Origin of the sequence: Aliarcobacter skirrowii CCUG 10374 (assembly GCF_003544835.1) — a bacterium.
Taxonomy (GTDB): domain Bacteria; phylum Campylobacterota; class Campylobacteria; order Campylobacterales; family Arcobacteraceae; genus Aliarcobacter; species Aliarcobacter skirrowii.
In genome coordinates, this window is the sequence record NZ_CP032099.1 from 1,673,056 (window position 1) to 1,699,434 (window position 26,379).

At 27.7% G+C, this 26,379-nt stretch carries 24 protein-coding genes and 1 pseudogene; 6 read left to right on the forward strand and 19 right to left on the reverse strand.

Annotated features, from left to right (window positions below):
• Position 1: 1 nt before the first annotated feature.
• The 8 genes from ASKIR_RS08745 to ASKIR_RS08780 are packed head-to-tail and all read right to left on the reverse strand — an operon-like array spanning position 2 to position 8,259.
• Positions 2–1,279, reverse strand: coding sequence for a complex I subunit 1/NuoH family protein (locus tag ASKIR_RS08745; protein WP_066350337.1), 1,278 nt, complete (start codon positions 1,277–1,279; stop codon positions 2–4).
• Positions 1,276–2,712, reverse strand: a complete 1,437-nt coding sequence (locus tag ASKIR_RS08750; protein WP_066160089.1) for an NADH-quinone oxidoreductase subunit G — start codon at positions 2,710–2,712, stop codon at positions 1,276–1,278. The genes ASKIR_RS08745 and ASKIR_RS08750 overlap by 4 nt, the downstream gene beginning before the upstream one ends.
• Before the next feature lie 21 nt (positions 2,713–2,733).
• Entirely contained in the window at positions 2,734–4,020 is a 1,287-nt protein-coding gene (locus tag ASKIR_RS08755) for a citrate synthase (protein WP_066350339.1), read from the reverse strand.
• 9 nt (positions 4,021–4,029) lie between these two features.
• Positions 4,030–5,289 (reverse strand): NADH-quinone oxidoreductase subunit NuoF, encoded by a 1,260-nt coding sequence (gene nuoF, locus ASKIR_RS08760; protein ID WP_066160083.1) that lies wholly within the window; start codon positions 5,287–5,289, stop codon positions 4,030–4,032.
• Positions 5,279–5,764, reverse strand: a complete 486-nt coding sequence (locus ASKIR_RS08765; protein WP_066350341.1) for an NADH-quinone oxidoreductase subunit NuoE family protein — start codon at positions 5,762–5,764, stop codon at positions 5,279–5,281. The genes nuoF and ASKIR_RS08765 overlap by 11 nt, the downstream gene beginning before the upstream one ends.
• Positions 5,764–7,398, reverse strand: coding sequence for an NADH-quinone oxidoreductase subunit D (locus ASKIR_RS08770; RefSeq protein WP_066350342.1), 1,635 nt, complete (start codon positions 7,396–7,398; stop codon positions 5,764–5,766). Before ASKIR_RS08770 ends, ASKIR_RS08765 begins: the two co-directional genes overlap by 1 nt.
• A complete protein-coding gene (locus tag ASKIR_RS08775) occupies positions 7,391–7,906 on the reverse strand; it encodes an NADH-quinone oxidoreductase subunit B (RefSeq protein WP_066160075.1) in 516 nt (171 codons plus the stop codon). Before ASKIR_RS08775 ends, ASKIR_RS08770 begins: the two co-directional genes overlap by 8 nt.
• Positions 7,897–8,259, reverse strand: coding sequence for an NADH-quinone oxidoreductase subunit A (locus ASKIR_RS08780; protein WP_066160072.1), 363 nt, complete (start codon positions 8,257–8,259; stop codon positions 7,897–7,899). Before ASKIR_RS08780 ends, ASKIR_RS08775 begins: the two co-directional genes overlap by 10 nt.
• A 314-nt stretch (positions 8,260–8,573) precedes the next feature.
• Between ASKIR_RS08780 and ASKIR_RS08785 the strand changes: the two genes are divergently transcribed.
• Complete coding sequence (locus ASKIR_RS08785) at positions 8,574–10,403, forward strand: menaquinone biosynthesis decarboxylase (RefSeq protein ID WP_066350343.1); 1,830 nt, start codon at positions 8,574–8,576, stop codon at positions 10,401–10,403.
• A gap of 62 nt (positions 10,404–10,465) precedes the next feature.
• Here ASKIR_RS08785 and ASKIR_RS10430 read toward each other — a convergent pair whose 3' ends face one another.
• From ASKIR_RS10430 to ASKIR_RS08820, 7 genes and pseudogenes are all read right to left on the reverse strand, one after another.
• On the reverse strand, positions 10,466–11,713 hold the full coding sequence (locus ASKIR_RS10430; protein ID WP_115588144.1) for a methyl-accepting chemotaxis protein: 1,248 nt from the start codon (positions 11,711–11,713) through the stop codon (positions 10,466–10,468).
• Positions 11,714–11,716: 3 nt separating this feature from the next.
• A complete protein-coding gene (locus tag ASKIR_RS08795; RefSeq protein ID WP_066180922.1) occupies positions 11,717–12,109 on the reverse strand; it encodes a PAS domain-containing protein in 393 nt (130 codons plus the stop codon).
• Positions 12,094–13,473 (reverse strand): annotated as a pseudogene (locus ASKIR_RS08800) (methyl-accepting chemotaxis protein); the annotation flags it as partial. The gene ASKIR_RS08795 and the pseudogene ASKIR_RS08800, both read right to left, overlap by 16 nt.
• 859 nt (positions 13,474–14,332) lie before the next feature.
• Positions 14,333–16,930, reverse strand: a complete 2,598-nt coding sequence (locus ASKIR_RS08805) for a bifunctional diguanylate cyclase/phosphodiesterase (protein ID WP_066351336.1) — start codon at positions 16,928–16,930, stop codon at positions 14,333–14,335.
• A gap of 9 nt (positions 16,931–16,939) precedes the next feature.
• The gene (locus ASKIR_RS08810) at positions 16,940–17,851 is read right to left on the reverse strand and encodes a substrate-binding domain-containing protein (RefSeq protein WP_066351340.1); all 912 of its coding nucleotides are present in this window, start codon (positions 17,849–17,851) and stop codon (positions 16,940–16,942) included.
• 202 nt (positions 17,852–18,053) lie between these two features.
• Complete coding sequence (locus tag ASKIR_RS08815) at positions 18,054–18,521, reverse strand: threonine/serine exporter family protein (protein WP_066351341.1); 468 nt, start codon at positions 18,519–18,521, stop codon at positions 18,054–18,056.
• A gap of 1 nt (position 18,522) precedes the next feature.
• Complete coding sequence (locus ASKIR_RS08820) at positions 18,523–19,293, reverse strand: threonine/serine exporter family protein (protein WP_066351342.1); 771 nt, start codon at positions 19,291–19,293, stop codon at positions 18,523–18,525.
• Positions 19,294–19,363: 70 nt separating this feature from the next.
• Here ASKIR_RS08820 and ASKIR_RS08825 point away from each other — a divergent pair, with 70 nt between their 5' ends.
• From ASKIR_RS08825 to ASKIR_RS08845, 5 genes are all read left to right on the forward strand, one after another.
• The gene (locus tag ASKIR_RS08825; protein ID WP_066351350.1) at positions 19,364–19,696 is read left to right on the forward strand and encodes a hypothetical protein; all 333 of its coding nucleotides are present in this window, start codon (positions 19,364–19,366) and stop codon (positions 19,694–19,696) included.
• A complete protein-coding gene (locus tag ASKIR_RS08830) occupies positions 19,683–20,318 on the forward strand; it encodes a type III pantothenate kinase (RefSeq protein WP_066351353.1) in 636 nt (211 codons plus the stop codon). Before ASKIR_RS08825 ends, ASKIR_RS08830 begins: the two co-directional genes overlap by 14 nt.
• Positions 20,296–20,904: an ATP phosphoribosyltransferase gene (hisG, locus tag ASKIR_RS08835; RefSeq protein WP_066351355.1), complete on the forward strand. Its 609-nt coding sequence runs from the start codon at positions 20,296–20,298 to the stop codon at positions 20,902–20,904. The genes ASKIR_RS08830 and hisG overlap by 23 nt, the downstream gene beginning before the upstream one ends.
• Positions 20,904–21,596 (forward strand): class I SAM-dependent DNA methyltransferase, encoded by a 693-nt coding sequence (locus ASKIR_RS08840; RefSeq protein WP_066351357.1) that lies wholly within the window; start codon positions 20,904–20,906, stop codon positions 21,594–21,596. Before hisG ends, ASKIR_RS08840 begins: the two co-directional genes overlap by 1 nt.
• A 109-nt stretch (positions 21,597–21,705) precedes the next feature.
• Positions 21,706–23,625 carry a methyl-accepting chemotaxis protein gene (locus ASKIR_RS08845; RefSeq protein WP_066351359.1) on the forward strand — a complete coding sequence of 640 codons (1,920 nt, stop codon included), beginning with the start codon at positions 21,706–21,708 and terminating at the stop codon, positions 23,623–23,625.
• Positions 23,626–23,628: 3 nt separating this feature from the next.
• Here the strand turns inward: ASKIR_RS08845 and ASKIR_RS08850 are convergent, their stop codons facing one another.
• Genes ASKIR_RS08850 through ASKIR_RS08860 form a run of 4 tightly spaced genes read right to left on the reverse strand, consistent with a single transcriptional unit; the run spans position 23,629 to position 26,365 of the window.
• A complete protein-coding gene (locus tag ASKIR_RS08850; protein ID WP_066158782.1) occupies positions 23,629–24,051 on the reverse strand; it encodes a hypothetical protein in 423 nt (140 codons plus the stop codon).
• Entirely contained in the window at positions 24,048–24,206 is a 159-nt protein-coding gene (locus ASKIR_RS10310; RefSeq protein ID WP_164698890.1) for a hypothetical protein, read from the reverse strand. The genes ASKIR_RS08850 and ASKIR_RS10310 overlap by 4 nt, the downstream gene beginning before the upstream one ends.
• Positions 24,184–25,194 (reverse strand): OmpA family protein, encoded by a 1,011-nt coding sequence (locus tag ASKIR_RS08855; protein ID WP_066351602.1) that lies wholly within the window; start codon positions 25,192–25,194, stop codon positions 24,184–24,186. Before ASKIR_RS08855 ends, ASKIR_RS10310 begins: the two co-directional genes overlap by 23 nt.
• A gap of 4 nt (positions 25,195–25,198) precedes the next feature.
• Positions 25,199–26,365 carry a MotA/TolQ/ExbB proton channel family protein gene (locus tag ASKIR_RS08860; protein WP_066351361.1) on the reverse strand — a complete coding sequence of 389 codons (1,167 nt, stop codon included), beginning with the start codon at positions 26,363–26,365 and terminating at the stop codon, positions 25,199–25,201.
• Between the last annotated feature and the right edge of the window lie 14 nt (positions 26,366–26,379).

Genomic DNA, 26,379 nt, shown 5'->3' on the forward strand with positions numbered 1-26,379 from the left:
CTTAATTTCCTATTACCACAACAAATGTTGCTGTTATTACTATATTTAAAAGTGCTAATGGAATTAAAACTTTCCATCCTAACATTTGAAGTTGATCATATCTAACTCTTAATAGTGTCCATCTAACCCAAATATAAACAAATGCCATTAAGAAGAATTTTGTTAAAAATACTCCAACTTGAATAACTGCTGTTGCAATATTAACTCCATTTTCTCCAAGACCTGTTGTTAAAAATGAAACTAAAAGTGCCACAACTCCTAAACATAATGTCCAGAAAACAAAAGTTAAAATTTTTGTCTCTTTTTCTCTACTTCTATCATTTCCTACAGCTTTATTATTTTTCTTCATCCATCTTGTAAATATAAATACTTTAATAGGAAGAAGAATAACTAGTGCCATAATCACATAATCAATATTCTCTTTTATAGAAGCTGTATCCATCCAAGGGATTTGATATCCACCAAAAAGTAAAGTTACTATTAGTGCACTTGAAGCACTCATAGCAGCATATTCACCAACTTGAAAAAGTCCAAATTTCATACCACTATACTCAGTATGATATCCAGCAACAATCTCACTTTCACCTTCTGCTAAGTCAAATGGAGCTCTATTTGTTTCAGCGAATGAACAAACAATAAAAATAATTGCAGCAAGTGGTTGAATAAAAATTCCCCACATTGGAATAACTCCAAGATAAGTTCCAGTTTGTGCATTTACCATATCAGTTAGATGAATTGAACCATAAGAGATAATTATAGAGATCAAAGCTAATCCCATTGCAGCTTCATAAGATATAACTTGTGCTGAAGCTCTAATAGAACCTAAAAGTCCATATTTATTTCCAGATGAGTAACCACCAAGAATAATTCCATAAACACTAAGCCCTGCAAATGCTAAAAACCACATAATTCCAAGCTCTGTTGGAATTGCTTGCATTGTATGAGCTTCTCCATCAATAACTAAAACATCAGCATAAGGAATAACCGCAAATGTAAGAAAAGAAGCCATAAAAACAACAACAGGAGCAACTGTAAAAAAGAATTTATGTCTTACATGAGCTGGAGTAAAATCCTCTTTAAAAACAAGCTTTAACATATCTGCTAAAGCTTGAATTAGTCCACCTAATCTCATAGGTCCAATATTACATCTATTTGGACCACTTCTATCTTGTATAAATCCAGCAATTCTTCTCTCCCACCAAACCCAAACAGGAGTAAGTCCAACTGCAAGAACTACGGCTAAGATAATATTTACTAGAATAATAATTGTATTACTCATATAGTTCCCTTCTCAATCATATATTTAATATCTTCTATAATTGTAGTTATAGTTTTCATAGGCTTATTTCTATCTATTTTTGAAACAACTTTTTGTCTAATTCCATCACAATTTATATATGTACCGCTTTTTTCATAAAAAGATGCAACACCTAAAGCTATATTTGATTTTGCTATTGTTAAACAGTTATGAGAGAATAAAGATATTACTTTTTTATCTTTTAATGCCTCTAAATTATTTTCAAAATAACTATTTTCTATAATAAATATAGTTTTTGAGCTATTTAAAGCTGATTCAAAATACTCTTTAGTTTCATCTATATTTAACTCTTTAAATGAGGCTCTATTTGCACTTTTATCTGCTTTTCTTAAATAATCATCAGCAAAACTCTCATCATAAGTGTTTGGAGAGTAAGCACTTAATTTTATATTCAATTTTTCACACAATTTTTTACAATTTGCCATCTCTTCGTAAGATAGATTTGGACTTAAAAGCATTAAAATATCTTTTGAAGTAGATAACTCTTTGAAGATATTTGCAATAGTATTTGAAATGTTTGATTCACTATTATTTATTAAAGCTGTTTCGAATCTATTATTTGATTCATTATGATAAGACAATCTTCCCTCATCACACATAAACCAACCATTTACTGCCTTATTTACTCTAGGTCTAAATCTATAAATCATATCATCTTTATATTTCTCTTTTCTATGATCTACATTTATATTACACCCTTTCGAACAACCATTACAAATAGCCTCAAAACTTTGTAAAAACCAAACTCTTTGTTTAAATCTAAAATCCTTGCTTGTTAATGCTCCAACTGGACATAAATCAACAACATTCATAGCATAAGGATTATTAAGTGGCTTTCCAGGGAAAGTTCCAATTACAGAGTGATCAGTTCTACTAATTACACCTAACTCACCTGTTTTTGTAATATCTTTACAAAATCTCACACATCTAAGACATAAAACACATCTCTCTTGATCTAGCATTACATTTGAACCCAAATCAACTCTTTTGTCTGCGTTATTTTTATAATCAAGATTTACTCTTGAAGCATAAAATCCAGATTCCATATAGTAATCTTGAAGTTTACACTCTCCTGCTTGGTCACATGTAGGACAGTCAATTGGATGATTTATAAGTTCAAGTTCTAATATATCACGTCTAACTTTTTCAATATTTGAACCCTTTGTTCTTACAACCATTCCATCTTTTATTGGTGTATCACATGCAATTTGAGGTCTTTTTTGACCCTCTATTTCAACCATACACATTCTACAATTTCCATCTTTTCCCAACGCTTGATGATAACAAAAGTGAGGGATATGGATTTTCTCATCCAATAATTTATCAATCAACAAGCTACCTTTAGTAGCTTGAAATTGAACTCCATTAATTGTTATACTAACTTGATCAGCCATAAATTCATATCCCCTTATTATTTATTTACCTGTATATAATTGTCTTGGTCTAGCAATTTTATGTTTTGGATCTCTTTTGAACTCTGCCCATTGAGCAATCCATCCTGGAGTTCTTCCTATAACAAATATTGGTGTAAACATCTCTACTGGAATTTTAAGTGCTGTTAATATAACTCCTGAATAAAAATCAATATTTGGATATAGACCTCTTTCTTTAAAGTAATCATCACTTAAAGCTGCTTCTTCAACTGCTGTTGCAATATCAATAAGTTTTGAATCAAGATTTAATTTCTCTCTTAATTTACCTTGTAAATCTCTTAGAGTATCTGCTCTTGGATCTCTGTTTTTATAAACTCTATGTCCAAACCCCATAAGTCTAAATGGATCATTTTTATCTTTTGCTTTAGCTATAAATGAAGGTACATTTTTAATATCACCAATCATTCTTAGTTGATCCATAACCTTTTCATTTGCTCCACCATGAGCCGCTCCCCAAAGTGCTGAAATACCAGAAGCTATTGCAACATATGGATGAGCCTCAGTTGATCCAACATTTCTAACTGTTGTTGTAGAAGCATTTTGTTCATGATCTGCATGAAGTGTTAAAATAGCATCAAGTGCATCAACTTCTATTTGAGTAATCTCTTGATTTTTACCATTTCCTAAATATTTCATTTTCCCACCTGGATATGCTCTTAGCATATATAAGAAGTTTTCTGTGAAATATCTATTTATATCTGGATAAATTAGTGGTGTTCCAATTGAGTTTCTATAAGCCATTGCTGCAATTGTAGGCATTTTTGCCATAATTCTATTTTGCATTGTTCTATACTCATCTTCATCTTCTAAATGTAAATGATCTTTATAAAATGCAGATAGAGCCATTGTTGCAGATGCCATTGTTGCCATTGGGTGTGCTCCATCTGGAAGTGCATCAAATAGTCTAATAATTCCCTCATCAACAAAAGATCTATGTCTTATCTCTAAATCAAGATTTTTTGACTCATCTTTTGTTGGTAATCTTCCATTCATCAGTAGATATGATACATCTAAGAATGAGTGTTTACCAGCTAAATCAGCAATATCAATTCCTCTATATTTTAGTTCAGAGTTCTCACCATCAATAAAAGTAATTTTTGACTCACAAGCCGCTGTTGAAGTATATCCTGGGTCAAATGTAAACATTCCAGAGTCTTTATAAAAAGTAGAAATATCTACAACACTTGGTCCTCTTGTACCATCAATAATATTGTACTCATAAGATTTACCAGTTCTGTTATCTGTAAAAGTCATTGTATTTTTTGCCATTTGTTCTCCTTAGTTTTGATTATTTTTAATATAAGCGTCAAATTCGCTTCTAAACTTTTTAATAATACTTGCAATAATATCTTTAACAGCTGGTGCAAAAACACAAACTGTTTTTCCATTCATTGTTTCACACACATCTAAAATAGTTTGTAGATCATTTGAAGTTCCACAACCTTCTAATATATCTCTTATAATTTTATCAATCCAACCACAACCCTCTCTACAAGGTGTACATTGTCCACAAGATTCGTGATGATAAAACTCAATAATATTTTTAGCAACATCAACCATACATGCACTATCATCAATTACAATCATACCTCCTGTACCTAAAGTTGAACCTATATCCCACATTGATTCATAATCTAATACAGCTTTTTCTACTTCTTCAGCTGTTAGTATTGGACATGATGTTCCACCTGGAATAACTGCTTTTAACTTTTTACCCTCAAGCATCCCACCACCAACTTCATTTAAGAAATCAATCATTTTATTTCCATATTGAAGTTCATAAACACCTGGGTTTTTAACAGGTCCTGATATTGCAAAAAGCATAGTTCCTGGAGATTTTGGTGTACCATATTTTGTATAACCCTCTGCTCCATTTTCAACTATATTTGGTACAGATGATATAGTTTCAACATTATTTACTGTTGCTGGATTATCATAAAACCACTCACACTCTTTTCCGTGAGGTTTAAGTCTTGGATGTCCTCTTTTTCCTTCAAGTGATTCAATAAGTGCAGATTTCTCTCCACAAATATATGCTCCTCCACCTCTATGAACTGTAATATCAACTTTAAAATCATATTTATCCATGATTTTATCACCAATAATTTTTGCTTTATAAGCCTCTTGAATAGCTTCATTTAATCTATCAATAAAAAACTTATACTCACCTCTTATATAAATATAAGCATGATTTGCTTGAATCGCCCAACAAGTACAGATAATTCCTTCTATTAAAAGGTGTGGGTCATATTGGAAAATTTGTCTATCTTTAAAAGTTCCTGGTTCACTCTCATCCCCATTTACTATTAGATATCTTGGTCTTCCATCAACTGGTGGCATAAGTTCCCATTTTGGTCCACAAGCAGCTCCTCCTCCACCTTTTCCTCTAAGCCCTGATGCAGTAACTTCAGCAGTAACTTCTTCAGGTTTCATAGTAAAAAGTTTATCAATAGAAGAGTATCTTCCATTTGCAAGGGCAACTTCAAGTTTGTGTGAATTTGGGATATCAAAATTTTTACTTACTATTTTAGTTATCATTTTTGCACTCCCAAATTATTTTCTCTAACTTCTCTTTTGTTAATTTTCCATGATAAACATTGTTTAATGCAATCATTGGAGCATCTCCACAAGCACCTTGACACTCAACTTCACTAAAAGTAAAAAGTCCATCAGCACTTGTTTGACCAGGTTCAAGCCCTAAAGTCTCTTTTATATAAGCTTTAAGTTCTCTTGCACCCATTAACATACAAGATACTGTTTTACACAGTTCAATATGATATTTACCTTTTGGTTTTAAGTTAAACATTGTATAAAAAGTTGCTACTTCATATACTTGCATAGGACTTTTTCCTACTCTTGAAGCTACATAAACCATAGCTTCAGGACTTACCCAACCTTCTTGCTCTTGAACTAACCAAAGTGCTGGTAACATACAAGAGTCAATTTTTGGATATCTTGAAACATACTCTTGAAATTTTTCTTCATTTTGCGGTGTATATTTAAAACTACTCATTATCTATCAAACTCCCCAGCAATAAAATTCAAACTAGCCATTGTAACAACAGCATCTGCAAGCATTGTACCTTCAACAATTTTTGAATAAGCTGCAAGTGAGTAAAAACATGGTGGTCTACATTTTACTTTATAAGGTCTTCCACTTCCATCACTTACAATAAAAAATCCCAACTCACCATTTGTAGCCTCTGTTGAGCTATAGTATTCACCTTTTGGAACCATAATTCCTTCAAATGTAAGCTTAAATTGATTCATTAAACCTTCAATATTTCCATAAACATCTTTTTTAAGTGGTAAAACAGCATTTGGGGCATATACATTTATTGCACCATCTGGAAGATTTTTCATAGCTTGTCTAATAATTTTAATTGATTGAGTAATCTCTTCAAATCTACACATCATTCTGTCATAAACATCTCCATGACTTCCAACAACTACATCAAAATCAAAGTTTTCATATCCATAATATGGCTTATCTTTTCTTAAATCGTGTGCAACACCAGTTGCTCTTAAATTTGGTCCACTAATTCCATTTGCTAAAGCAAAATCAGCTTTAATAACTCCAACATCTTGAGTTCTATCATGATATATTCTATTGTGTGCGATTAGTGACAATACATCATCAACACCACTCTCTGTAGCTTTTAAAACATCTTCTAAATCAGCTGCAAAACCATCATATAGATCAAACTCTAATCCACCAATTCTTGTGTAAGTATTTGTAAGTCTAGCACCTGTAAGTTTTGATAATAGATCATATGCTTTATCTCTTGCTGAGAATAGATACCAAAGGCTTGTTAATCCACCAAGGTCAACCATATTTGCAGCATTACAAACAATATGGTCAATTATTCTACTTAACTCACCAATAATCACTCTAATCATCTTTGCTCGTGGAGTAATCTCAATATCTAACATCTCTTCAACTGCTTTTGCCCAACCAATATTATTTAATATAGCACTACAGTAGTTTAATCTATCTGTATAAGGTATTACTTGAGAATATGTATGATGCTCACAAGCTTTTTCAAAACCTCTATGTAAATATCCAATCTCAGTAACGCAAGCTGTTATAGTTTCGCCTTCCATTGCTAAAAAGTTTCTAATAGTTCCATGGCTTGCTGGGTGTGATGGTCCAACATTTAAAAGCATTAAATCTTCAATCTCTTGATCAGAGTACCCTTTTGATTTTAACAAAGGAGTCATCTCATCCATTAAATCATCAGTCTCTTTGCTTATTTGTCCATCTGTAATTTTGTAATCTTTTCTTAAAGGATGCCCTACAAACTCTTTATGATTTAAAACTCTTTTTAAATTTGGATGATTTAAAAATTTAATACCATATTGATCATAAGCCTCTCTTTCAGCCCAGTTTGCAGAAGCAAATAGATCATGAACAGATTCAACACTCAAAGTATCATCACTTACAAAAGCCTTTACAGTTGTCTCTTTTTTAAAATCACTGCTTCTTAAAACATAAACAACTGCAAATCTAGAAGGTGTAGAGTCAGGAAATTTTAGATAATCAACTGCAGTCATATCTAAAAGAATAGTAAAATCTTGGTTATTTTTTAAATTTAAAAGAGTAGATCTTAAATCTTTTGAATCAACTAATAAATCACACTTAAGCATCTAAAAATCCTTTATACTCTTTAACTCTATCTTTTAAAACTGATTCGTTTTTAGCTTTCTCTTGAATTCTCATAATTGCATCAAGTACAGCTTCAGGTCTTGGAGGACAACCAGCTATATACTCATCAACAGGAATTATTTGATCAATTCCTTGAACAGTTGCATAGTTATCATAAAAACCACCACTACAAGCACATGCACCCATAGATATAACCCATTTTGGTTCACACATCTGCTCATAAATTTTTTTCAAAATTGGAGCTTGTTTATAAGAGATTGTTCCAGCAACAATAAGTAAATCTGCTTGTCTTGGAGAGAATCTTACAACCTCAGCACCAAATCTTGAAACATCATATCTAGCAGCAGCTACTGCCATAAACTCAATACCACAACAAGCAGTTCCAAATGCCATTGGCCAAAGCGAATAAGATCTTCCCCAATTAACTGCAGCATCTAGTTTTGTTGTAAGTATATTATCACCTAAACTTGACTCAACTCCTAATCCCATGATAAAGCCTTTTTCTTATAAATATAGATTAACCCAATAAATAGTAACCCCATAAAGATGAACATTTTAGCTAATCCCGCATAGCCCAGTTCAACAACATTTACAGCCCAAGGAAACATAAAAATTACTTCAACATCAAACAGTAAAAATGAGATTGCTACAAGATAAAACTTAATAGAAAATCTTACATTTGCTGTTCCTATAGGATTTGTAACACCACTTTCATAAACATTGTTTTTTATAACTGAGTTTTTATTGTTAGGTCCTATGAATTTTGTAAGTACAAAAACACCTGCTAGTATCAAACCTATTACAACAAAAACTACAGAAGATAAGACTATTTCAGCTGACATCTTTTTTCCTAGTTCAAAAATTAAAAATCAAATTTGATTGTACACAAATTTTATGAAGTAAACAAATATTTATTATACTTTTGAACAAAAATTATATTTTAGTGTGTAAAAAAGGCAAAAAAATATGATTTGTTTTAACTTTTTATATTTTATAAAGCCCAATTAATCGGCTTCTAATTTTAATATGTGAAAAAAAGTAATAGCTATTTTAATTGATACAAAATGAAACATAACATTAATTCTCACAAATGAAAGATAGCATTAATAAATATAATGCTAAAGTTAAAACCAAAATAATTTAAGTAGAGGTAGAGATGAAAAAAGCTATTGAACTTTTAAAAAAACACAATCTTTTAAAGATAATAGATGATGAACTTGATATAAATTTAGAAATTCCACATGTTGCTTATGTAGAGGTTAAGAAACCTGATTCAAAAGCAATTTTATTTACAAATGTAGTTGATAGAAAAAAGAATAAAAAGTTTAAAGAACCTGTATTAATGAATGTTTTTTGTAATGAAGAAGCGGTTAAACTATTTATTGGAGATGGCGATAAAATAGCAAATGAGATTGAATCACTTTTAAAGCTAAAACCACCTGTTACATTTAGTGAAAAACTTTCAACTATTGGTAAGCTATTCTCACTTAAAAACACAATTCCAAAAAAAATTAAAGGTAAAGGTTCTTGTCAAGAGATTATAAAGCTAGGAGCTGATGCAAAACTTAGTGATTTGCCAGTTATTAAAACTTGGGAAGATGATGGTGGAGCTTTTATTACTATGGGGCAAGTTTATACTCAAAGTTTAAATGGTGAACTTAAAAATTTAGGAATGTATAGGCTTCAAGTATTTCCTGATAACACTCTTGGAATGCATTGGCAAATACACAAAGATAGTAATCATTTCTTCCATGAATATAAAAAAGCTGGTAAAAAAATGCCTGTAAGTATTGGAATTGGTGGAGATCCTATGTATATATGGTGTGGACAAGCACCACTTCCAATTGGAGTTTTTGAGCTTATGCTTTATGGTTTTATTAAAAACTCCCCAGCAAGGCTTGTAAAATCTATTACAAATGATATTTGGGTTCCTGAAGACAATGACTATATTATAGAAGGATTTGTAGATACAAGTAGGTTAAAAATAGAGGGTCCTTTTGGAGATCATACAGGATATTATACTTTAGATGAAGAGTTTCCTTTTATGGAGGTAAGTGCAATTACAAGCAAAAAAGATCCAGTATTTTTAGCAACAGTTGTAGGAAAACCACCTTTAGAAGATAAATATATGGGCTATGCAACAGAGAGAATATTTTTACCACTTTTAAGAACAACTGCACCTGATTTAGTTGATTATTATATGCCTGAAAATGGTGTTTATCACAATCTTATTTTGGCGAAAATAGATACATTTTATCCAGGACATGCAAGTCAAATGATGCATGCATTTTGGGGTGTAGGACAGATGAGTTTTGTAAAACATGCAATCTTTGTAAACTCTGATGCTCCAAAATTAACTTCACATGATGAGATAATAAGATATATTTTAAATAGAGTTAATGTTGATGATATTTTAGTTTCAAGAGGTGCTACAGATCATCTTGACCACGCTTCTCCTAAATTTGCAGTTGGTGGAAAACTTGGACTTGATTGTACAGGTGATGAGATAGATGAACTAGGAATCACTCTTTTAGAAGATAATGAGCTTTTAAGTAAAATGAAAAATATTTCAAGTGATATAAAAGGCTTAAAACAGTACTACAAAGATACAAAAAATCCAATTTGTGTTATAAGTGTAGATAAAACTAGAAGTCAAAAATATCTTTTTGAAGAGTTAAAACCTCTATTTTCTCATATAAAAATTTTAGTAATTGTTGATTACAAAACAAATGATATAGAAAATCCTTATATGTTAATTTGGAGAGTTACAAATAATATGGATTCAAGTAGAGATTTATATATAGAAGGAAATACTATCTGTCTTGATGGAACAAATAAAAACTCTTTAGATGGTTTTACTAGACGTTGGCCAGGAGATGTAAACTGTACAAAATCTGTTTTACAAAGCCTTAATGAGAGAAAAATTATAGATATAGATAATGAATTTATAAAAAAATTCTATCTTTTTGATATTGATAAAATTTAACTTTATATAGTAGTAACTAAAAGACTCTATTTAAAATTTTAATAGAGTCTTTTAATAAAAACTTACAAAACTTTTGCTTTTATATCATTTTTACCTTCAAACTCTTTTTCATTTGCATTTTTTACAATTAGATTAGAGATAAAATCTGTAGTAACTGCAACTTCATGAGATTGTGCAGCAATATTTGCATTCTCTTGAGTCTGTTTATCTAATAAAGATATTGAACTATTTATCTGCTCAACAGCATTTAACTGCTCTTGGCTTGAAACTTGAATATCTGATATTAAAGAGATAGCCTCATTTATACTTAAATGTAACTGCTTATATCCATCAATCATATCATTTGATATATCTGTGCCCTCATTTGCTTTTAAAGTTGCACTATTTACAATAGTTTTTATCTCTTTAGCTGCCTCTGCACTTCTACTTGCAAGATTTCGAACCTCCCCAGCAACAACTGCAAAACCTTTTCCAGCCTCTCCAGCAGTTGCTGCTTCAACTGCTGCATTTAGACTTAAAATATTTGTTTGAAAAGCTATGCTATCTATTACAGCTATTGCTTGATTTACTAAATTTACCTCTTTAGCAATATTTTGCATTGATTTTGAAGTCTTAAGTGCCAAATCTTCACCTATATTTGCACAAGAGACAATATTTTTGGATAAATCCGAAACTTTTAAAATATTATTAGTATTTTTTCTAATATTTGATGTAACATCATCTAAAGCAGCCGATGTCTCTTCAAGCGATGAAGCAGCTTTTGAGGATGAAAAATTTAATTTATCAACATTTTTTAGAAGAACTTCTGAACTATTTTGTAGAGTTAAGCCATTTGATTTATTCTCAATTAACATATTTATAATAGTTTGTCTTAAATTATTTATCTCTTGAAATAAAACTCTAAAATCATTTTGAACTAAACTCTCATCTAGCTTTGAAATATAGTTATACTCTCCATAAAGTAAAAGAGTCTTTTTTATCTGTTCAATACTATTTTTTAAATCTTTTGCTAAACTATTTATAGTTTTTGCAATATAGTTTAATTTAAAATTTGAACTAGATGTAAAATTTATATTATCATCTAAAATTCCACTTGCAAGTTTTTCAGAAACCAACATAATCTCACCAAATATCTGTAGTTCTTCATCATTTTTTTTATTTAAAATGTTACAGATATTTGTTATTTTTTTAGTTATTTGACTATTTTTTTTAAAAGCTTTAATATTTATATAGTTCTCTTCACCATTTAAATATCTCTCAATCTCATCTAAAGCATTCAATACTTCACTGTCAGAACTATTTAAAAACATAAATCAACCAATTTTATAGAGTTTTTTAGCTTCTTCTAACTCTTTGTTTGTTGGTTTAACTCTAACAGATACATATCTAATCTCGCCATTTGAGTTTTTTGAAGGAAAAACAGTAGCATTTACCCAATAAAAACCACCATTTTTAGTTCTATTTTTAACAATACCTTTCCATATTTTACCAGCTTTTATTGTTTTCCATAAATCTTCAAATGCCCATGATGGTATATCTTTATCTCGTACAAGATTATGAGGTTTTCCAACTAGTTCATCTAATCTAAACCCAGCAATTTTACAAAAATCAGCATTTGCAAATATTATCTCTCCTTTTGAATTTGTTTGAGAGACAATAATTGTATCCTGCTCTAAAAAGACCTCTTTTCTCAAAAGCTCTCCCATTCATCATCCCTAATTTTAGAGTTGGCTTTTATCTCTTTTGTGCTACTAATTTTTGGTTTAGAAATCTCTTTATTGCTATTAATAGTTTTTGTATTTTTCCCACTTGATAAAATATGCTCTTTTAGCTCTTTATCCATACCAAAATCTTTTGCTTTTACCTCATTTTTACCAGCAAACTCTTTTAAGTTTGCATCTGAAACTATAAGTTTTGCAATTTTATCTGTACTTACAGCAACATCATGAGATTGACTAGCAACCATTGCATTTTGTTGTGTTTGTTGATCTAGTTGATTTACAGCATCATTTATCTGTTCAATTCCTAGAAGTTGCTCTTTAGATGCATTTTCTATATCTGCTATTAAATTCATTGTTGAAGAGATATTATTATTTAGGTTTTTATACCCTTCAATCATATTTGTAGCAATACTTTTACCTTCATTTGCTTTTACTGTAGCAAGTTCAACAATATCTTTTATCTCTTTTGCAGCTTCTGCGCTTCTTGTTGCTAGATTTCGCACCTCTTGAGCAACAACTGCAAACCCTTTTCCAGCTTCTCCAGCAGTTGCAGCTTCAACAGCTGCATTTAGACTTAAAATATTTGTTTGAAATGCAATATTATCTATTACTCCAATAGCTTCATTTACTAAATTTACTTGTGTATTTATCTCATCCATTGCAGTTGTTGTTTGATTTGCCATCTCTTGTCCATCTGTTACAGCTTTTGTTACTCCATTTGCAAGTTGTGACATCTTTGCGATACTTTGTGTATTATTTCTAATATTACTTGTTATCTCTTCAAGAGCAGCTGCTGTCTCTTCTAAAGATGCTGCTGCCTCATTTGAACTTATATTTAGTTTATCGACATTTATTAATAAAATATCAGAAGTTTCATCTAGTGTCATACCATTTGCTTTATTCTCTACTAACATATTAGTTACAGAGTCTCCAAGACTATTTATACCATTTGCCAACTCTAATAGTTGCTCTTTTAAACCATTTGTAGATACTCTACTTAAATAGTTGTATGATGAATATTTCTCTAAAACATCCAAAATATTTTCAATATTTTTTTCTAAAACATCACCCATACTATTTATCACATTTTTCAACTGTTTTAAAGCTGGATTTGATACATCAATATTAAGTCTTTGACAAAGATCACCTTGTTCAAACTCACCTAAAACAGCTATTGTTTCATCTATTAAAACTCTATCCTCTTCAATACCTTTTTTTGTTTTTAAAATATTTTCATTTACAACTTTTGACATAACTCCAAACTCATCTTTAGAAGTTTCATCTAAAAGAGTAGTATCATTTGCTTCTCTATTTAAATATGCAAAAAAACCTAAAAGACCATCTTTGAATCTATCTAAAGAGTCTATTATTACTTTTGAAATATATAAAGAGAAAATTAAAAATAGTAAAATTACAATAATTGAGATTGTAATTAACAAATTATTTAAAAACTCATTTGACTCTTCTTTTAACTTTATTGCACTTATATTAATTTCATGAAGTTTATCTTCTAGTTCTAAACCTATTTTAACCATTTGAGAAATTTTCTCAAGCACATCACTTGTCTCTTGCAGAATTCCATTTTGGAAGTTTGTGATTCTAGTTTGTGCAAAATTATCAAAATAGTTAACATACGCTTTAGATAAATAGATTATCTCATCTGATAGTTTTATATTTTTTTCTGATGATAGTGTAGTTTTAAATGATTCAACATCATTTTGAAGTAGTTTAAAATCTTCTTTAACTTTTAAAGCAGCCTCTTGGCTTGGATCTCTTAGAAATTGATATACTGATATTCTACCTTTTAGTATATTTTGAATAAAAATATCAGTTTTTATTGCAGCTGTATTTCTTGCATCTGCTATACTGCTGTAATGTATATATACAGCACCTACTGTTACTACTATTAACAAAAATATAATTGGAAATAGTAGTAGCTTCATTTTTGTATTTATTCTACTTAACATTGTGCGACCTTTGTTTAATTTTTAAAAATAATATTAAATTATGTATTAATTATGTATTAATTCTATAATTTAATGTTATTTTATTAATATTATGAACTATACAATCAATATAATCCATTTATATAGGCTTTTTTAATAATAAAACTCATATAAATAAATTATTAAAATAGTAAATAAATATTATTTTATAGTTAAATTTTGATAAAAATTTAAAAATTATAGAAATTTAAATAAATTATTTTTACTGCTCTAACTCCTTTTTTGGTTGAGCAAAGTAGTAACCTTGAGAGAAATCAACACCTATGTTTTTAATGATTTTGTATATATCTTCATTCTCAACAAACTCTGCAATTGTTTTAATCTCCATCTGCTTTGCAAAATTAACTATTGTTGAAACTACGGCAAATGACTCTTTTTGAGTAACTATATTTTTAATTAAAGAGCCATCGATTTTAATATAATCTGCTTCTAATTTTACTAAATATTCAAAATTACTATAACCACTACCGAAATCATCAATTGCAATTTTACAACCTTTTGATTTTACTCTTTTTATAAATTCAATAGCAATTTTATAATCTACTATTGATTCAGATTCAACCAGCTCAATAACAAGTTTTTTAGCAATATTAGGATACTCATCAAATTTTTTAAATATATATTCATTAATCTCTTTGTTAGATATATCTTCATTTGTTAAATTTATAGAGAATTCAACTTCTTTATCTTTAAACATTTCAAAACTTTTATCTATAACAATTTTAGTTAACTTAAGATACTGTTTTGTTTTTTTAGCAATATCTAAAAAGAAAAATGGTGATATGATATTATCATCTGTATCTTTTATACGAATTAATACCTCATATTTCTCATGCTTCAAATTTTTATTATTTACAATTGCTTGAAAAAATAGAATAACACGATCTTCTTCAATAGCTTTTTTAATCTTATTTGACCATAAAATATTATTTTTATACTCTTTATGTGGAGTAATATTTTCATCATACACTACTAAATCTACTCTATTTTTTTTACATATTTGTAAAGCCATTTCTGCACTTAATAAAATATCAGTTTTTTCAAAAGATATACCACAACTTAAATTTAAATTAATCTCTTTATCTTCAATTACAATAATTTTATTTTCTAAATTTCTTAAAATATTTCTAACAGAGGATAAAAGTGAATCTTTATTATAATTTTCTAATAAAATAGCAAACTCATCTCCTCCATATCTATAAAGATCAAAATTTTTAAACTCTTTAATAGACTCACTTTTAAGAAATTGGCTAAATTTTTTTAAAACTTCATCTCCAAATTTATGACCAAATAAATCATTTATTTGTAAAAATCTATCAATATTTATAACTATTAAAATAGGAGATATAAATTTTTCTATATCTTCAAGTAGTTTATTTCTACTATATTGACTAGTTAATAAATCATAGTTTGCACGATACTCAAGCTCTTCATTTTTATGTACAAAATCTGTTATATCTCTACTTACAGCTATATATCCAGTAATAACTCCATTTATATCTATAATTGGACTAATAACTGTATCAGCCCAATAATAACCATTATTTTTTGTTCTATTTTTTACTATATTTCTCCATATAATACCCTGCTTTATAGTTTTCCATAAATCTTCAAAAAACTCATCTGGCATATCATAATTCCTTATTATTTCATGCGTTTTTCCAATTAAATCTTTTTTTTCATATCCTGTAATATCACAAAAAAACTTATTTGCATAAGTTATATATCCATTAGTATCAAATTTAGTAACTAAATTTGAAGTATCTATACTTTTTTCATAACTTTGAAGATTTGAGTAGTTATCCCAAAGTTTTTCAAATATTTTATTACTTGCCTTAAAAATTTCTCCAATTTCATCATCATTTATTATCTCAATAGGTTTATATTTTTTATTTAAAACTGATTCTAATGTACTTTTTAATTTAAAAAGTGGCTTTAAAATATTTTTATTTATAAAAAGTGTTGAAAGAATTGAAAATAGTATTATCAACAGTAATATAGAGATAAACATATTTAAAATAAGTTCTTCCTTTTTATCATAAAAAGAACTCATATCTACATTGTGTATTAAATAGATATCTTTATTACCATTTAATTTTAAATAAAATTCATATTCTTGATTTCCTTGATTTAAAAATAGTGGATGATTTAGATTTAGATTTAATTTTTCAAGCTCTTCTTGATTTAAAAAATAACTTATTTTTACATAACCTAAAATTGAACTATCTTGTTTGAGCTCTTTTTTATGACATATAGTATAGTAGTTGTTTATATAGTTATAATTTGTTCCTAAACACTTATTTATCTTATTTTCTAAAGGAGTTAATGTTTTATCTTTTAAATTTTTAATAAAAGCATTACCATCATCATAAATTACATAAACACTCTCATCAACTCTTTTATTAAAAGAAATCTTCGCAATTAAACTGTTATCTTTGTCAAAAAATTCAATTAAAATATTTTCACCATCTTTTGCAAATTTTTGAGAGTATTGTATAAGAGACTCTTTTTCTGTATTAAAAATAAAATCACTATAATATGTTTTATCTTCATAATTTGATATTAGATTTAAAATTGATAAAATTTTATCATCATCTTCTATACTATTTATAACCTCTAGCTGATTTTTTTCTATGTTACTTAAAAAGTTTTGAATTTTTTTGGAATCATTTTCTATATCTTTATTTATCTGCTGTTTTAATATATTTTCAAAATAGTTAAATGTAAAATAACCTGATAGAAAAAATACTAAAGCTGTAGATATAGTTATATTTATTAAGCTTTTTGTTTTTAGTTTCATTTAATACTCTTAAAAAATTGGCTTTTGAAACTTGACATTATCTTTATCTACCATAATAGTATCTATAATTAAATTTTTTGGAACTTCTTTGCCTTCAATTAAAGATACAATTGTTTCAATCCCTTTTTTTGCACAAGTTGAATAGATAAAACTAGCTAACTGTTTACCATTTAAAATTGCATCTCTAGCTTCACTTATATAATCTATTCCAATAATAGGAATATCTCTTCTGTCATCTCTTTTATCAATTACAACTCTAGCTCCTGCTGCCATACTGTCACTTTGTGAATATATTGCATCAAAATGAATATTTTTATCATAAATTTCATCCATTGCTTTTATCGCATCATATCTAAGATAATTGGCTCTTACTTTTATAATTTTTATATCTTTATATTTATTTGCAATATCTTCAAAACCCTCTTCTCTTAAAGTTGTAGAAGTTACTTTGTCTAAGCCTTGCAACATAAGAATTGTCCCTTTATAATTTATTTTTTTTAAAAGATATTTAGCAGCTTCTTGAGCTATTTTATAATTATCAGGAGCGATAAATGATGTATAATTATCTTCACTAATTCCTCTACTTAATAATATAACTTTTATACCTTTATCTATCGCTTTTTTTAAAACTTTTGAAGTTATGCTAGGACTTATTGGACTTGTTACAATAAAATCATAATCATCTTTTATAAATTTCTCTATAGATGCTATTTGATTAGCAACAGAACCTTTTGCATCTGTTACTGTAACTTCCAAAAAATCATATTTTTTAGAGTAGTAAATTAATTGTTCAGCTTGAGCTTTTCTCCAATCATTTGCTAATGTATCTTGCGCGAATCCTATTTTATAAGTTTTGGCTTCTAAAAAACAAAATCCTACTAAAAGCGCTAAAATAATTTTACTAAGAGAGTTTCTATTCATTTTTTTCCTTGTTGTCAAAATGTATAAATCTTTTTTATTAAATATAAAAAATTAGTTATTTTTTTAATTTATACCCTTAAGAAGACAATTTATCAAGGAAAAATGTTATCTTATATAAACTTAAAATATTATTTTTTCTAAGAGTATCTATTCTCTTATTACTATTTCTTATAATGTTTTCTTCTTTTTACCTATTATATTTTTATATTACTGGTCTATTTAATCTTAAAAAGTATAAAGATGGTAAAACAAGTCCAAAAGTTATTGCAAAAAGTATAGATATTGATTTTAATCCATCATGAATAAATAACTCAACCAGTTCAGGTTTTGCGCCAAATCTATTTATACTTATTAAAGTAACCATTGCATTAAAAGCATAAGTTCCAGGTAAGATTGGAATAATAGATGCAACCGTATAAACAGGTCTTGGAACTTTATATTTTCTTGACCAATATAAAGCAACTACCCCAATAATTGCACTTGCTAAAAAAGTAGCTAACTCTATTCCAAAATCAAGTTCTAAAAAGATAGTTCTAAAATTGTAAGTAATTGCTCCACCAAAAGCACAATATTTAAGTGTATGTTTTGGAACATTAAATACCATTGCAAAACCCAAAGATGCAATAGCAGCAAAAACTGCTTGAACACAAAGTTGAATCAAAAGTTCCAAATTATCCTCCTAAACCCAAAATTGCAATTGCTAATATTATTCCAACTGTTGAAGCTAGTGTTAAAATCATTCCATCCATCCATCGCCCCCAACCCATCATCATATAGCCTTTAAAAGAGTCTAAAAATGAGTTAACAAAAGCAAATCCAGGAGCTAATAGTAAAACGCTGGCTGCTAAGGCTATATTTGGTGTAGATGTTATAGCAAATATTTTAGCCATTGCTGCAATAATAGTAGCTACAAATGCTGTTATTCCAAATGTAATAATCATCACAAATCTTCTTTTTGCAAGCTCTTGTCTTACAAACATTGCAACAAAAGCTGCAACAAAAGTAGTTGCTACTGCAAAATAATCTCCACCTTGCAAAAATGCAAAAGATGCACAAGCAAGTCCAACCATAAAAACAACTAACCACCTATTGTAATACTTTGTCTCTAAATTTTTTAAAATATCATATAAGTAGTTTATATCGTGATCATTTTTTTCCATTTTTAAAACAATATTTTGAATCTCACAAACTATGCTCATGTTTATAGGTTTATGATGAACTCTTCTTGTTGTTGTAACTGATTGTTCACCATAAAGTGTAGTTAAAACAATTGCTGATGGAATTAGTGATAACTCAACACTAGCAGCACCAAGTGCGCGACCTAGTCTTTGAGCTGTTTGCTCTATTAAAATACTTTCAGCTCCATATTCACTCATTAAAACAGCAGCTTTTATAATACCTCTTGTAATTATTGATTGTTCTTCGTAACTTAAATTCTTCATTTTATTTCTTGCTTCATTAGTTTTAGAAATTATACTAAAGTTTGTTATAATAAATGTTTTAAGGATATAAATGAGAGAAGTTACAGAGTTTTTTACAAAAAAAAATATACTATTTAAAGACTTTAAAGAGATTTTACCAAAAGAGCTAAATAGTAGAAAAAAGATAAAAATTTTTGTTGGAACAACAACTGATTTAAAATATTATGCAATTTTTGTTATTGATTCAAAAAGTAGATTTATAAAAAAAAGTGCTGAAGAGTTAATTGAATTTTCAAATATTTTATCAAGTTTTGTTGGACACAATTTTAAGGTAAAAGAGCTTTTAATAAAAAGCCCAATTTGTTCAAAAGCAAAAGAGTATTTAAAAGATTTAAAATGGAGCGTAAGAGTTGATTTTAAGTGATATTGGAAATACAAGCACAAAATTTTTTATAAATAATGAGATAAAAAACTACTTTAAAGATGATGAGATTCCAAAATTTAATGATGAGATTTTTTATATAAGTGTAAATGAAAAAGCAGAAAAAAAGCTTTTAGAAAAAAACCCAAATGCAAAAGATTTAAGCACTTTTATAGATTTTACAACCTCTTATAAAGGTATGGGAATTGATAGAGTTGTAGCATCTAGTTTTCAAAAAGATGCAGTTATTATTGATGCTGGAAGTGCGATAACAGTTGATATTATAGAAAATTTTGTTCACAAAGGTGGTTATATATTTTTAGGAGTTGAGAGTTTTTTAAAAGCTTATGAAAATATTTCGCCTCTGTTAAAGATAGATAGAAGTGATTTTGAAAAAAATATTAATTTAGATAAAATACCGCTTCATACAAAAGATGCTATTTTTTTTGCTTTATTAAAATCTATCATTTCACCAATAATTGAGATTTGTAAAGATAAAAATATAATATTCACAGGCGGAGATGGAGAGTTTTTATCTTCATTTTTTGAAAATAGCCAATATAAAAAAGATTTAATATTTGAAAATATGAAAAGGATAATAGATGCTAACAATTGCATTGCCTAAGGGAAGAATTGCTGATGAGACTCTTGATAGATTTGAAAAAGCTTTTGGAGAGAGATTTGTTTTTGAAGATAGAAAACTAATCTTAGAAAAAAGTGGTTTTAAGTTTTTAAATGTACGAAATCAAGATGTACCAACTTATGTTATGCATGGAGCTGCTGATTTAGGAGTTGTTGGTCTTGATGTTTTAGAAGAAAAAGAGTACGACTTAATCAAGCTTTTAGATTTAAAACTAGGACGATGTAAAGTTGCATTTGGACTTAGAGCTGGTGAAAAACTAAATTTTGATAAAAGTAAAATCACAATAGCAACAAAACATGAAAAAATAGCTAAAAAATTTTTTGAAGAAAAAGCTATGGCTGTTGAGATAATAAAACTTTATGGTTCTATTGAACTTGCACCACTTGTTGGACTTTGTGATTGTATTGTTGATATTGTTGAAACAGGCGAAACTATGAAACAAAATGGTTTAGAAGTAGGACCTACAATTATGGAGAGTAGCGCACATCTAATAGCAAATAAAAACTCATTTTATGCAAAAAAAGAGCTAATTTTTAATCTAAAAGATAATTTAGAGAAGTTTTTATAATGGGTTTAGATCTATACTCAAAAATTGAGCCATATTTAGATTTTGAAGAGGAGATTTACCATCTTCACAAAGATTTTTTAAAATTTATAATGGTAAATGATCTTGATAATATTATTGATATAGGTTGTGGTCAAGGCTATTTTTTAAATAATTTAGAAGCAAATAAGAAGAACTATTTAGGAGTTGATTTAAGTAGCAAGCAGATAAGAGTTTGCCAAGAAAAAGGTTTAAATGCAAAGAAAATTGATATAAAAGATATAAAAGAGAAGTTTGATTGTGCAACTGCAATTTTTGATGTTTTAAACTATATTCCTAAAAATGAGCTTGAAGATTTTATTATAAATACAAAAAATATTTTAAATAAAGATGGTTATTTTATTTTTGATGTAAATACATATTTTGGTTTTGATGAGATTGCACAAGGGTCAATAAATATAGATATTAAAGATAAATTTATAGCAATTGATGCTTTTTTTGAAAATAGTAAACTTCAAACAAATATAACACTTTTTGAAAAACAAGGTAACAACCTTTTCTCAAAAGAGCAAGATAGTATCACTCAAGAGTATCACTCAAAAGAGTTTTTAAAAGAGCTTTTAGAAGAATCTGGTTTTACTATAGTTGATATTAAAGAGTTTTTCTTACATTCAGATGAAAAAGCAGATAAACTAATATTTATTTGTAAAAAATAGTTTATGAGTAGCTTTGAAACAAGCTACTTATAATTATCATAAAAATATCTTATTTTAATCTTATATTTCAATTTTTCAAAGTAGAATCTTCTATAATCAAGGAGATCATATGCAGATAAATTCATTAAAAATAAAGCTTCTAGCAATAATAATTTTACCTTTTTCTATAGGTGTTTTTATTCTTTCTGGTATAAATTTTGAGGGAACTCATAAAACATTGGATACAACTTTAGAAAGATTCGAAAAAAGTATCACAAGAGAAAAAGAGTCTTTAATAAAACATCAATTTGAAGTTGTACAATCTTTAATAAATACAATTATTAAAAAAGAGAAAGATGTAGAAATAGCAAAAGAGAAAGTTATTGAACTTTTAACTGGGATTAGATACTTAGATGATAAAAGTGGTTACTTTTTTGCTTATGAAAAAAGAGGTGAAGATTACTATTTTGCATTTCATCCAGCAAATCCAAAATTAAATAATCAAAAAACAAATATTAAAGCTCCTGATATAAAAGGTTATGCTTTTAGAGAAGATTTAATTAAATATGCAAAAGATGCAAAATATGTATATTATCACTATGAAAACCCTGCAACAAAAGAGATTGTTTTAAAAATGGCCTCTTCTATCTATATTCCAGAGTTTAATTGGGTTTTAGTAACAGGAATATATGCAGATGATATAAAAAGAGAGATTAATCTTGTTCAAGATAGGGTTATAAAAGATTTAGACAAACTATTTTGGATAGCAATTTTTGTAACAATAGTTTTAAATATTGTTTTGATTATAATAATAATACCTTCAATAAACAAAATTATTTTAAAACCACTAAATATTTTTCAAAATACACTTGAAACTTTTTTCAAATATTTAAATGGTGATAGTAAAACAGTAAATAGAATAAAAAACTACTCAAAAGATGAGATTGGTCAAATGTCTAAAACTCTTGATGAAAACATAGAGATAGCTAGAAAAGAGATTGAAGATAATAATATTTTTATAAATAATAGTATAGAAATTTTAGGAAAGTTTCAAAAAGGAGATTTATCTCAAAGATTAAATGTAGAGGTTGAAGAACAAAACTTAATAAAACTAAAATCTGTTATTAATCAAATGGCCCAAGAGCTTGAACAAAATATTGTAAATATTTTAAAAGTTATTGATGAGTATAGTAGATATAACTATATGAATAAAGTTGATACTTCAAAAATATCTAATCATATTTTGAAACTTGCAAATGGTGTAAATACTTTAGGTTCATCTATTACAAAAATGTTAATAGAGAATAAAAACAATGGAGAAACACTATCACAAAGTTCAAATACTCTTTTGGAGAATGTTGAAAAACTAAATGAAAGCTCTACAACAACAGCTGCAAATCTTGAAGAAACGGCTGCTTCACTTGAAGAGATGACTTCAAATTTAAGAAGTAGTACACAAAATGTTGAAAAGATGTCAAATATAGCTATGAGTGTTACATCAAAAGCAACTTCTGGTGAGAATTTAGCAAAACAGACAGCACAGGCAATGGAAGAGATTAATAAAGAAGTAACTTCTATAAATGAAGCTATTACAGTTATTGACAATATTGCATTTCAAACAAATATTTTAAGTCTAAATGCAGCTGTTGAAGCAGCAACTGCTGGGGAAGCTGGAAAAGGGTTTGCAGTTGTTGCTCAAGAAGTTCGAAATCTTGCAAGTAGAAGTGCAGAAGCTGCAAAAGAGATAAAAGAGTTAGTTGAATCAGCTACAAAAAAAGCAAATAGTGGTAAAACTGTTGCAAATGAGATGATAGATGGTTATTTAGAGTTAAATAGTGATATTCAAGAGACTATAAATTTAATAAAAGATTTTGAAAATGCAAGTAAAGAGCAACTATTAGGAATTGAGCAGATAAATAGTGCAGTATCTCAGCTTGATCAAAAAACTCAAGAGAATGCAAATGTTACAAGTGCTACAAAAGATATAGCAATTTCAACAAATAATATAGCAAAACTTATTATTGATGATGTAAATGAGAAGAGATTTTAGAGATTAAACTCTAACCTCTCTCATAATAAAAAACCAATCCCTATTAAAATTTGTTTTTATAAACTTTTTTTTATGAGGAATTAAACAATCTGAACAATTTTGATGAATAGCACTATTTGTAGAAAACTGGCTACCTTTTTTAGAGTTTATGCTACAAACTGAGTATAAAATTTTATTATCCTCTGTTTTTTTAATACCTAAATCATTAAATCTAAAGTGTGGACAAGCACACAAATAGCAGTTTAAATCTTCCATATCGTGGCACTTTTTACTCTCTTTATATAAAGGACAAAAATCTGGTTCATTCTTAAGCATATTTTCAAATTTAAAATACTCTATAATCTCTTCATTACTTAAATTTTCTAACTTTTTTAAAACAGTTTTATGAAGTTTGCCTTGTTTTAAAAACCACTCTTCATAGGTCATTTTTTGTCATCTTTTTTATTTAATATTTTTTTTGAAAAACTAAAAATAGAGTTTTTTTTACTCTCTTTTTTTTCAGCTAAAAGTTTTTTTATCTCACTTGAAAGGTTCTCAAGATTTTTTGGAGTATAGATACTATTGCTTATTTTCATTTTCATCTAAATCTCTTTTTAAATAGTTTTGAAGCTCTTTAATGGCAGCTTCATTTTTTATTGTAAATTTAATCTCTATTCTTCTTGAAGCATCTTTATCTTCAACACCATTTTCATCATAAATCAAATTTGAAGATGATTTTCCACTTGAGCTTACAAAACTATTTAAAAGCTCAGCCTCCACAATCTTCTCTTCATATAAAAACTGCATAACACTCAAAGCTCTTCTTTGAGACAAAAATAGATTTGTAAGATAGCTTCCATCACTATCTGTATAACCTTCAATGATTATATTTTCAATATATCTATTAATCTCTTCATCCTTTAATAGTAAATCAAAGTAATTTTTTAAAACATCTTTCAACTCTTTTTTAGAGAGCTCTTTTAGTGTAAAAGAGTTTTTATCAAATAGTATATTTGATGAGAATTTTATAGCTCCACTTTTTTTATCAATTTGTATTGAATTCGTTAGTTTTTGGCTAATTTTTGAGATGAGTTCAAACTTTATTCCGCTTAGAGAGTTTAATTTATTTTTTACTATTTGAAAATCATTTTGAAGTTTTAAAATCTCTTGCTCTTTTATAATAATCTCATCTAAACTTTTTTGCTGTTTCTCATCAATTTCAATAAATAATTTAACAATATCTTGTAAAATATTTTCAAGATTCTCTTTTTCCTCTTTTACTTTTTGAATCTCTTCATCAAGTTCTAACTGAATTAAACTTGAAGTATCAAGTTCATTTAGAACAATATTTAAGTTATTTTCAAGTTGAAATATCTTTTCTAAACTTTTACTATATAGATCTTGCGTAGTTTTAAGTTTTAAAACAAGTTCACTATTTTTATCTTCACTATTTTCAAGCGTATTTTGAGTATAAATATATTTAACAACAATTAAAGCAATTAAAAGAATAAAAACAAATAGTAATCCAGCCATTAAATCAGCATATGAAACCCAAAAATTATCCTCTTTTTCACTACTATTTTTATACATTTTTCTACTTTGATAAATCTTTAAATATTGATAAGTTTTGAACAATAGCAACAGTTTGTTCATCTATTTGTTTTAGTGACTCTTTTAATCCCTCTTTATATTTCCACTCAATTTTCTCTATATCACCTTTCATCGTCTCTATACTTTTTACTATATTTGAATATATAGCTTTTAGATTTTCACTACTTAAATTGTTCATATGAGAGTTTAACTCAATAATATTTTTATTTAAATCATTTGACATATCTATAAAAATATCATTTTGATTTTTGATTTTATAATTAAGGCTCTCTGCACTACTAAGTAATCTTTCAAAATTTGAGATATTTTTATCAATTTTATGTGATAAATCTAGCTCTTTTTCTAAAACTCTCTCTAAATTTTCAAATCTAGTTTCAATACTATCATTTAGAGTTTTCATAACTTTGCTTGATGTTAACTCTTTAAAAATATCATTTATTTTTGAAAAGTTATCGATATTGCTTTTTATATGAATTGATTCAATATCAATCTTTGTCCAAAAAAAGTTTTTTGTACTCTCTTTGATTATATAACTATCTTTTGAAAATCTACTCATTCCAAATTTTTCAAAAAATATCCACCAAATAGATAGAAAAATTCCATAAATAGATACATAAAATGCAGTTGCAACTCCACCTAAAAGTTTTGTAATCTCTAAATCCAAAGCAATACTATCTCTTGAACTGAAATCTGGCATTGTAATAGCAATAGATATAAAAGTTCCCAAAATACCTAATGTAGGAAATATTCCACCAGCAATATTTGAAAAATTACTATTTCTTAAATTGCTTGTGTACTCTTTTAAAAAATCATCAACACTTCCATTTGCTTTTGTTTGATTATCAATTGTTAAAAGATTATTATTAACATACTCAAGTAGCTCATTTTTCATATTTTCATATCTTGTTTTAAATTTACATGATACTAAATATGCGTTGTGTGGTATAAAAAATAGATAGATAAAAAATATAAATCCTATTAAAATAACTGTATGAATCTCAATTTTAAGAGGTAGATAATCAAAATAGCACAATAAAACCAAAGCAAAAAGTAGTGCTGGAGTAAAAAATAGTGTAAATATTTTCATAAATGGGCTACATTTTGTAATAAATTTAGAGTTTAACAAAGTCAAATCATCAGATTTAAACATATTTTTTCCTTAAA

Bases quoted from the DNA above. Each gene is read 5' to 3' on its own strand.
- ASKIR_RS08745 (WP_066350337.1), bottom strand. From the start codon at position 1,279: ATGAGTAATACAATTATTATTCTAGTAAATATTATCTTAGCCGTAGTT.
- ASKIR_RS08750 (WP_066160089.1), bottom strand. From the start codon at position 2,712: ATGGCTGATCAAGTTAGTATAACAATTAATGGAGTTCAATTTCAAGCT.
- ASKIR_RS08755 (WP_066350339.1), bottom strand. From the start codon at position 4,020: ATGGCAAAAAATACAATGACTTTTACAGATAACAGAACTGGTAAATCT.
- nuoF (WP_066160083.1), bottom strand. From the start codon at position 5,289: ATGATAACTAAAATAGTAAGTAAAAATTTTGATATCCCAAATTCACAC.
- ASKIR_RS08765 (WP_066350341.1), bottom strand. From the start codon at position 5,764: ATGAGTAGTTTTAAATATACACCGCAAAATGAAGAAAAATTTCAAGAG.
- ASKIR_RS08770 (WP_066350342.1), bottom strand. From the start codon at position 7,398: ATGCTTAAGTGTGATTTATTAGTTGATTCAAAAGATTTAAGATCTACT.
- ASKIR_RS08775 (WP_066160075.1), bottom strand. From the start codon at position 7,906: ATGGGATTAGGAGTTGAGTCAAGTTTAGGTGATAATATACTTACAACA.
- ASKIR_RS08780 (WP_066160072.1), bottom strand. From the start codon at position 8,259: ATGTCAGCTGAAATAGTCTTATCTTCTGTAGTTTTTGTTGTAATAGGT.
- ASKIR_RS08785 (WP_066350343.1), top strand. From the start codon at position 8,574: ATGAAAAAAGCTATTGAACTTTTAAAAAAACACAATCTTTTAAAGATA.
- ASKIR_RS10430 (WP_115588144.1), bottom strand. From the start codon at position 11,713: ATGTTTTTAAATAGTTCTGACAGTGAAGTATTGAATGCTTTAGATGAG.
- ASKIR_RS08795 (WP_066180922.1), bottom strand. From the start codon at position 12,109: ATGGGAGAGCTTTTGAGAAAAGAGGTCTTTTTAGAGCAGGATACAATT.
- ASKIR_RS08805 (WP_066351336.1), bottom strand. From the start codon at position 16,930: ATGAAACTAAAAACAAAAAGCTTAATAAATATAACTATATCTACAGCT.
- ASKIR_RS08810 (WP_066351340.1), bottom strand. From the start codon at position 17,851: ATGAATAGAAACTCTCTTAGTAAAATTATTTTAGCGCTTTTAGTAGGA.
- ASKIR_RS08820 (WP_066351342.1), bottom strand. From the start codon at position 19,293: ATGAAGAATTTAAGTTACGAAGAACAATCAATAATTACAAGAGGTATT.
- ASKIR_RS08825 (WP_066351350.1), top strand. From the start codon at position 19,364: ATGAGAGAAGTTACAGAGTTTTTTACAAAAAAAAATATACTATTTAAA.
- hisG (WP_066351355.1), top strand. From the start codon at position 20,296: ATGCTAACAATTGCATTGCCTAAGGGAAGAATTGCTGATGAGACTCTT.
- ASKIR_RS08840 (WP_066351357.1), top strand. From the start codon at position 20,904: ATGGGTTTAGATCTATACTCAAAAATTGAGCCATATTTAGATTTTGAA.
- ASKIR_RS08845 (WP_066351359.1), top strand. From the start codon at position 21,706: ATGCAGATAAATTCATTAAAAATAAAGCTTCTAGCAATAATAATTTTA.
- ASKIR_RS08850 (WP_066158782.1), bottom strand. From the start codon at position 24,051: ATGACCTATGAAGAGTGGTTTTTAAAACAAGGCAAACTTCATAAAACT.
- ASKIR_RS10310 (WP_164698890.1), bottom strand. From the start codon at position 24,206: ATGAAAATGAAAATAAGCAATAGTATCTATACTCCAAAAAATCTTGAG.
- ASKIR_RS08855 (WP_066351602.1), bottom strand. From the start codon at position 25,194: ATGTATAAAAATAGTAGTGAAAAAGAGGATAATTTTTGGGTTTCATAT.
- ASKIR_RS08860 (WP_066351361.1), bottom strand. From the start codon at position 26,365: ATGTTTAAATCTGATGATTTGACTTTGTTAAACTCTAAATTTATTACA.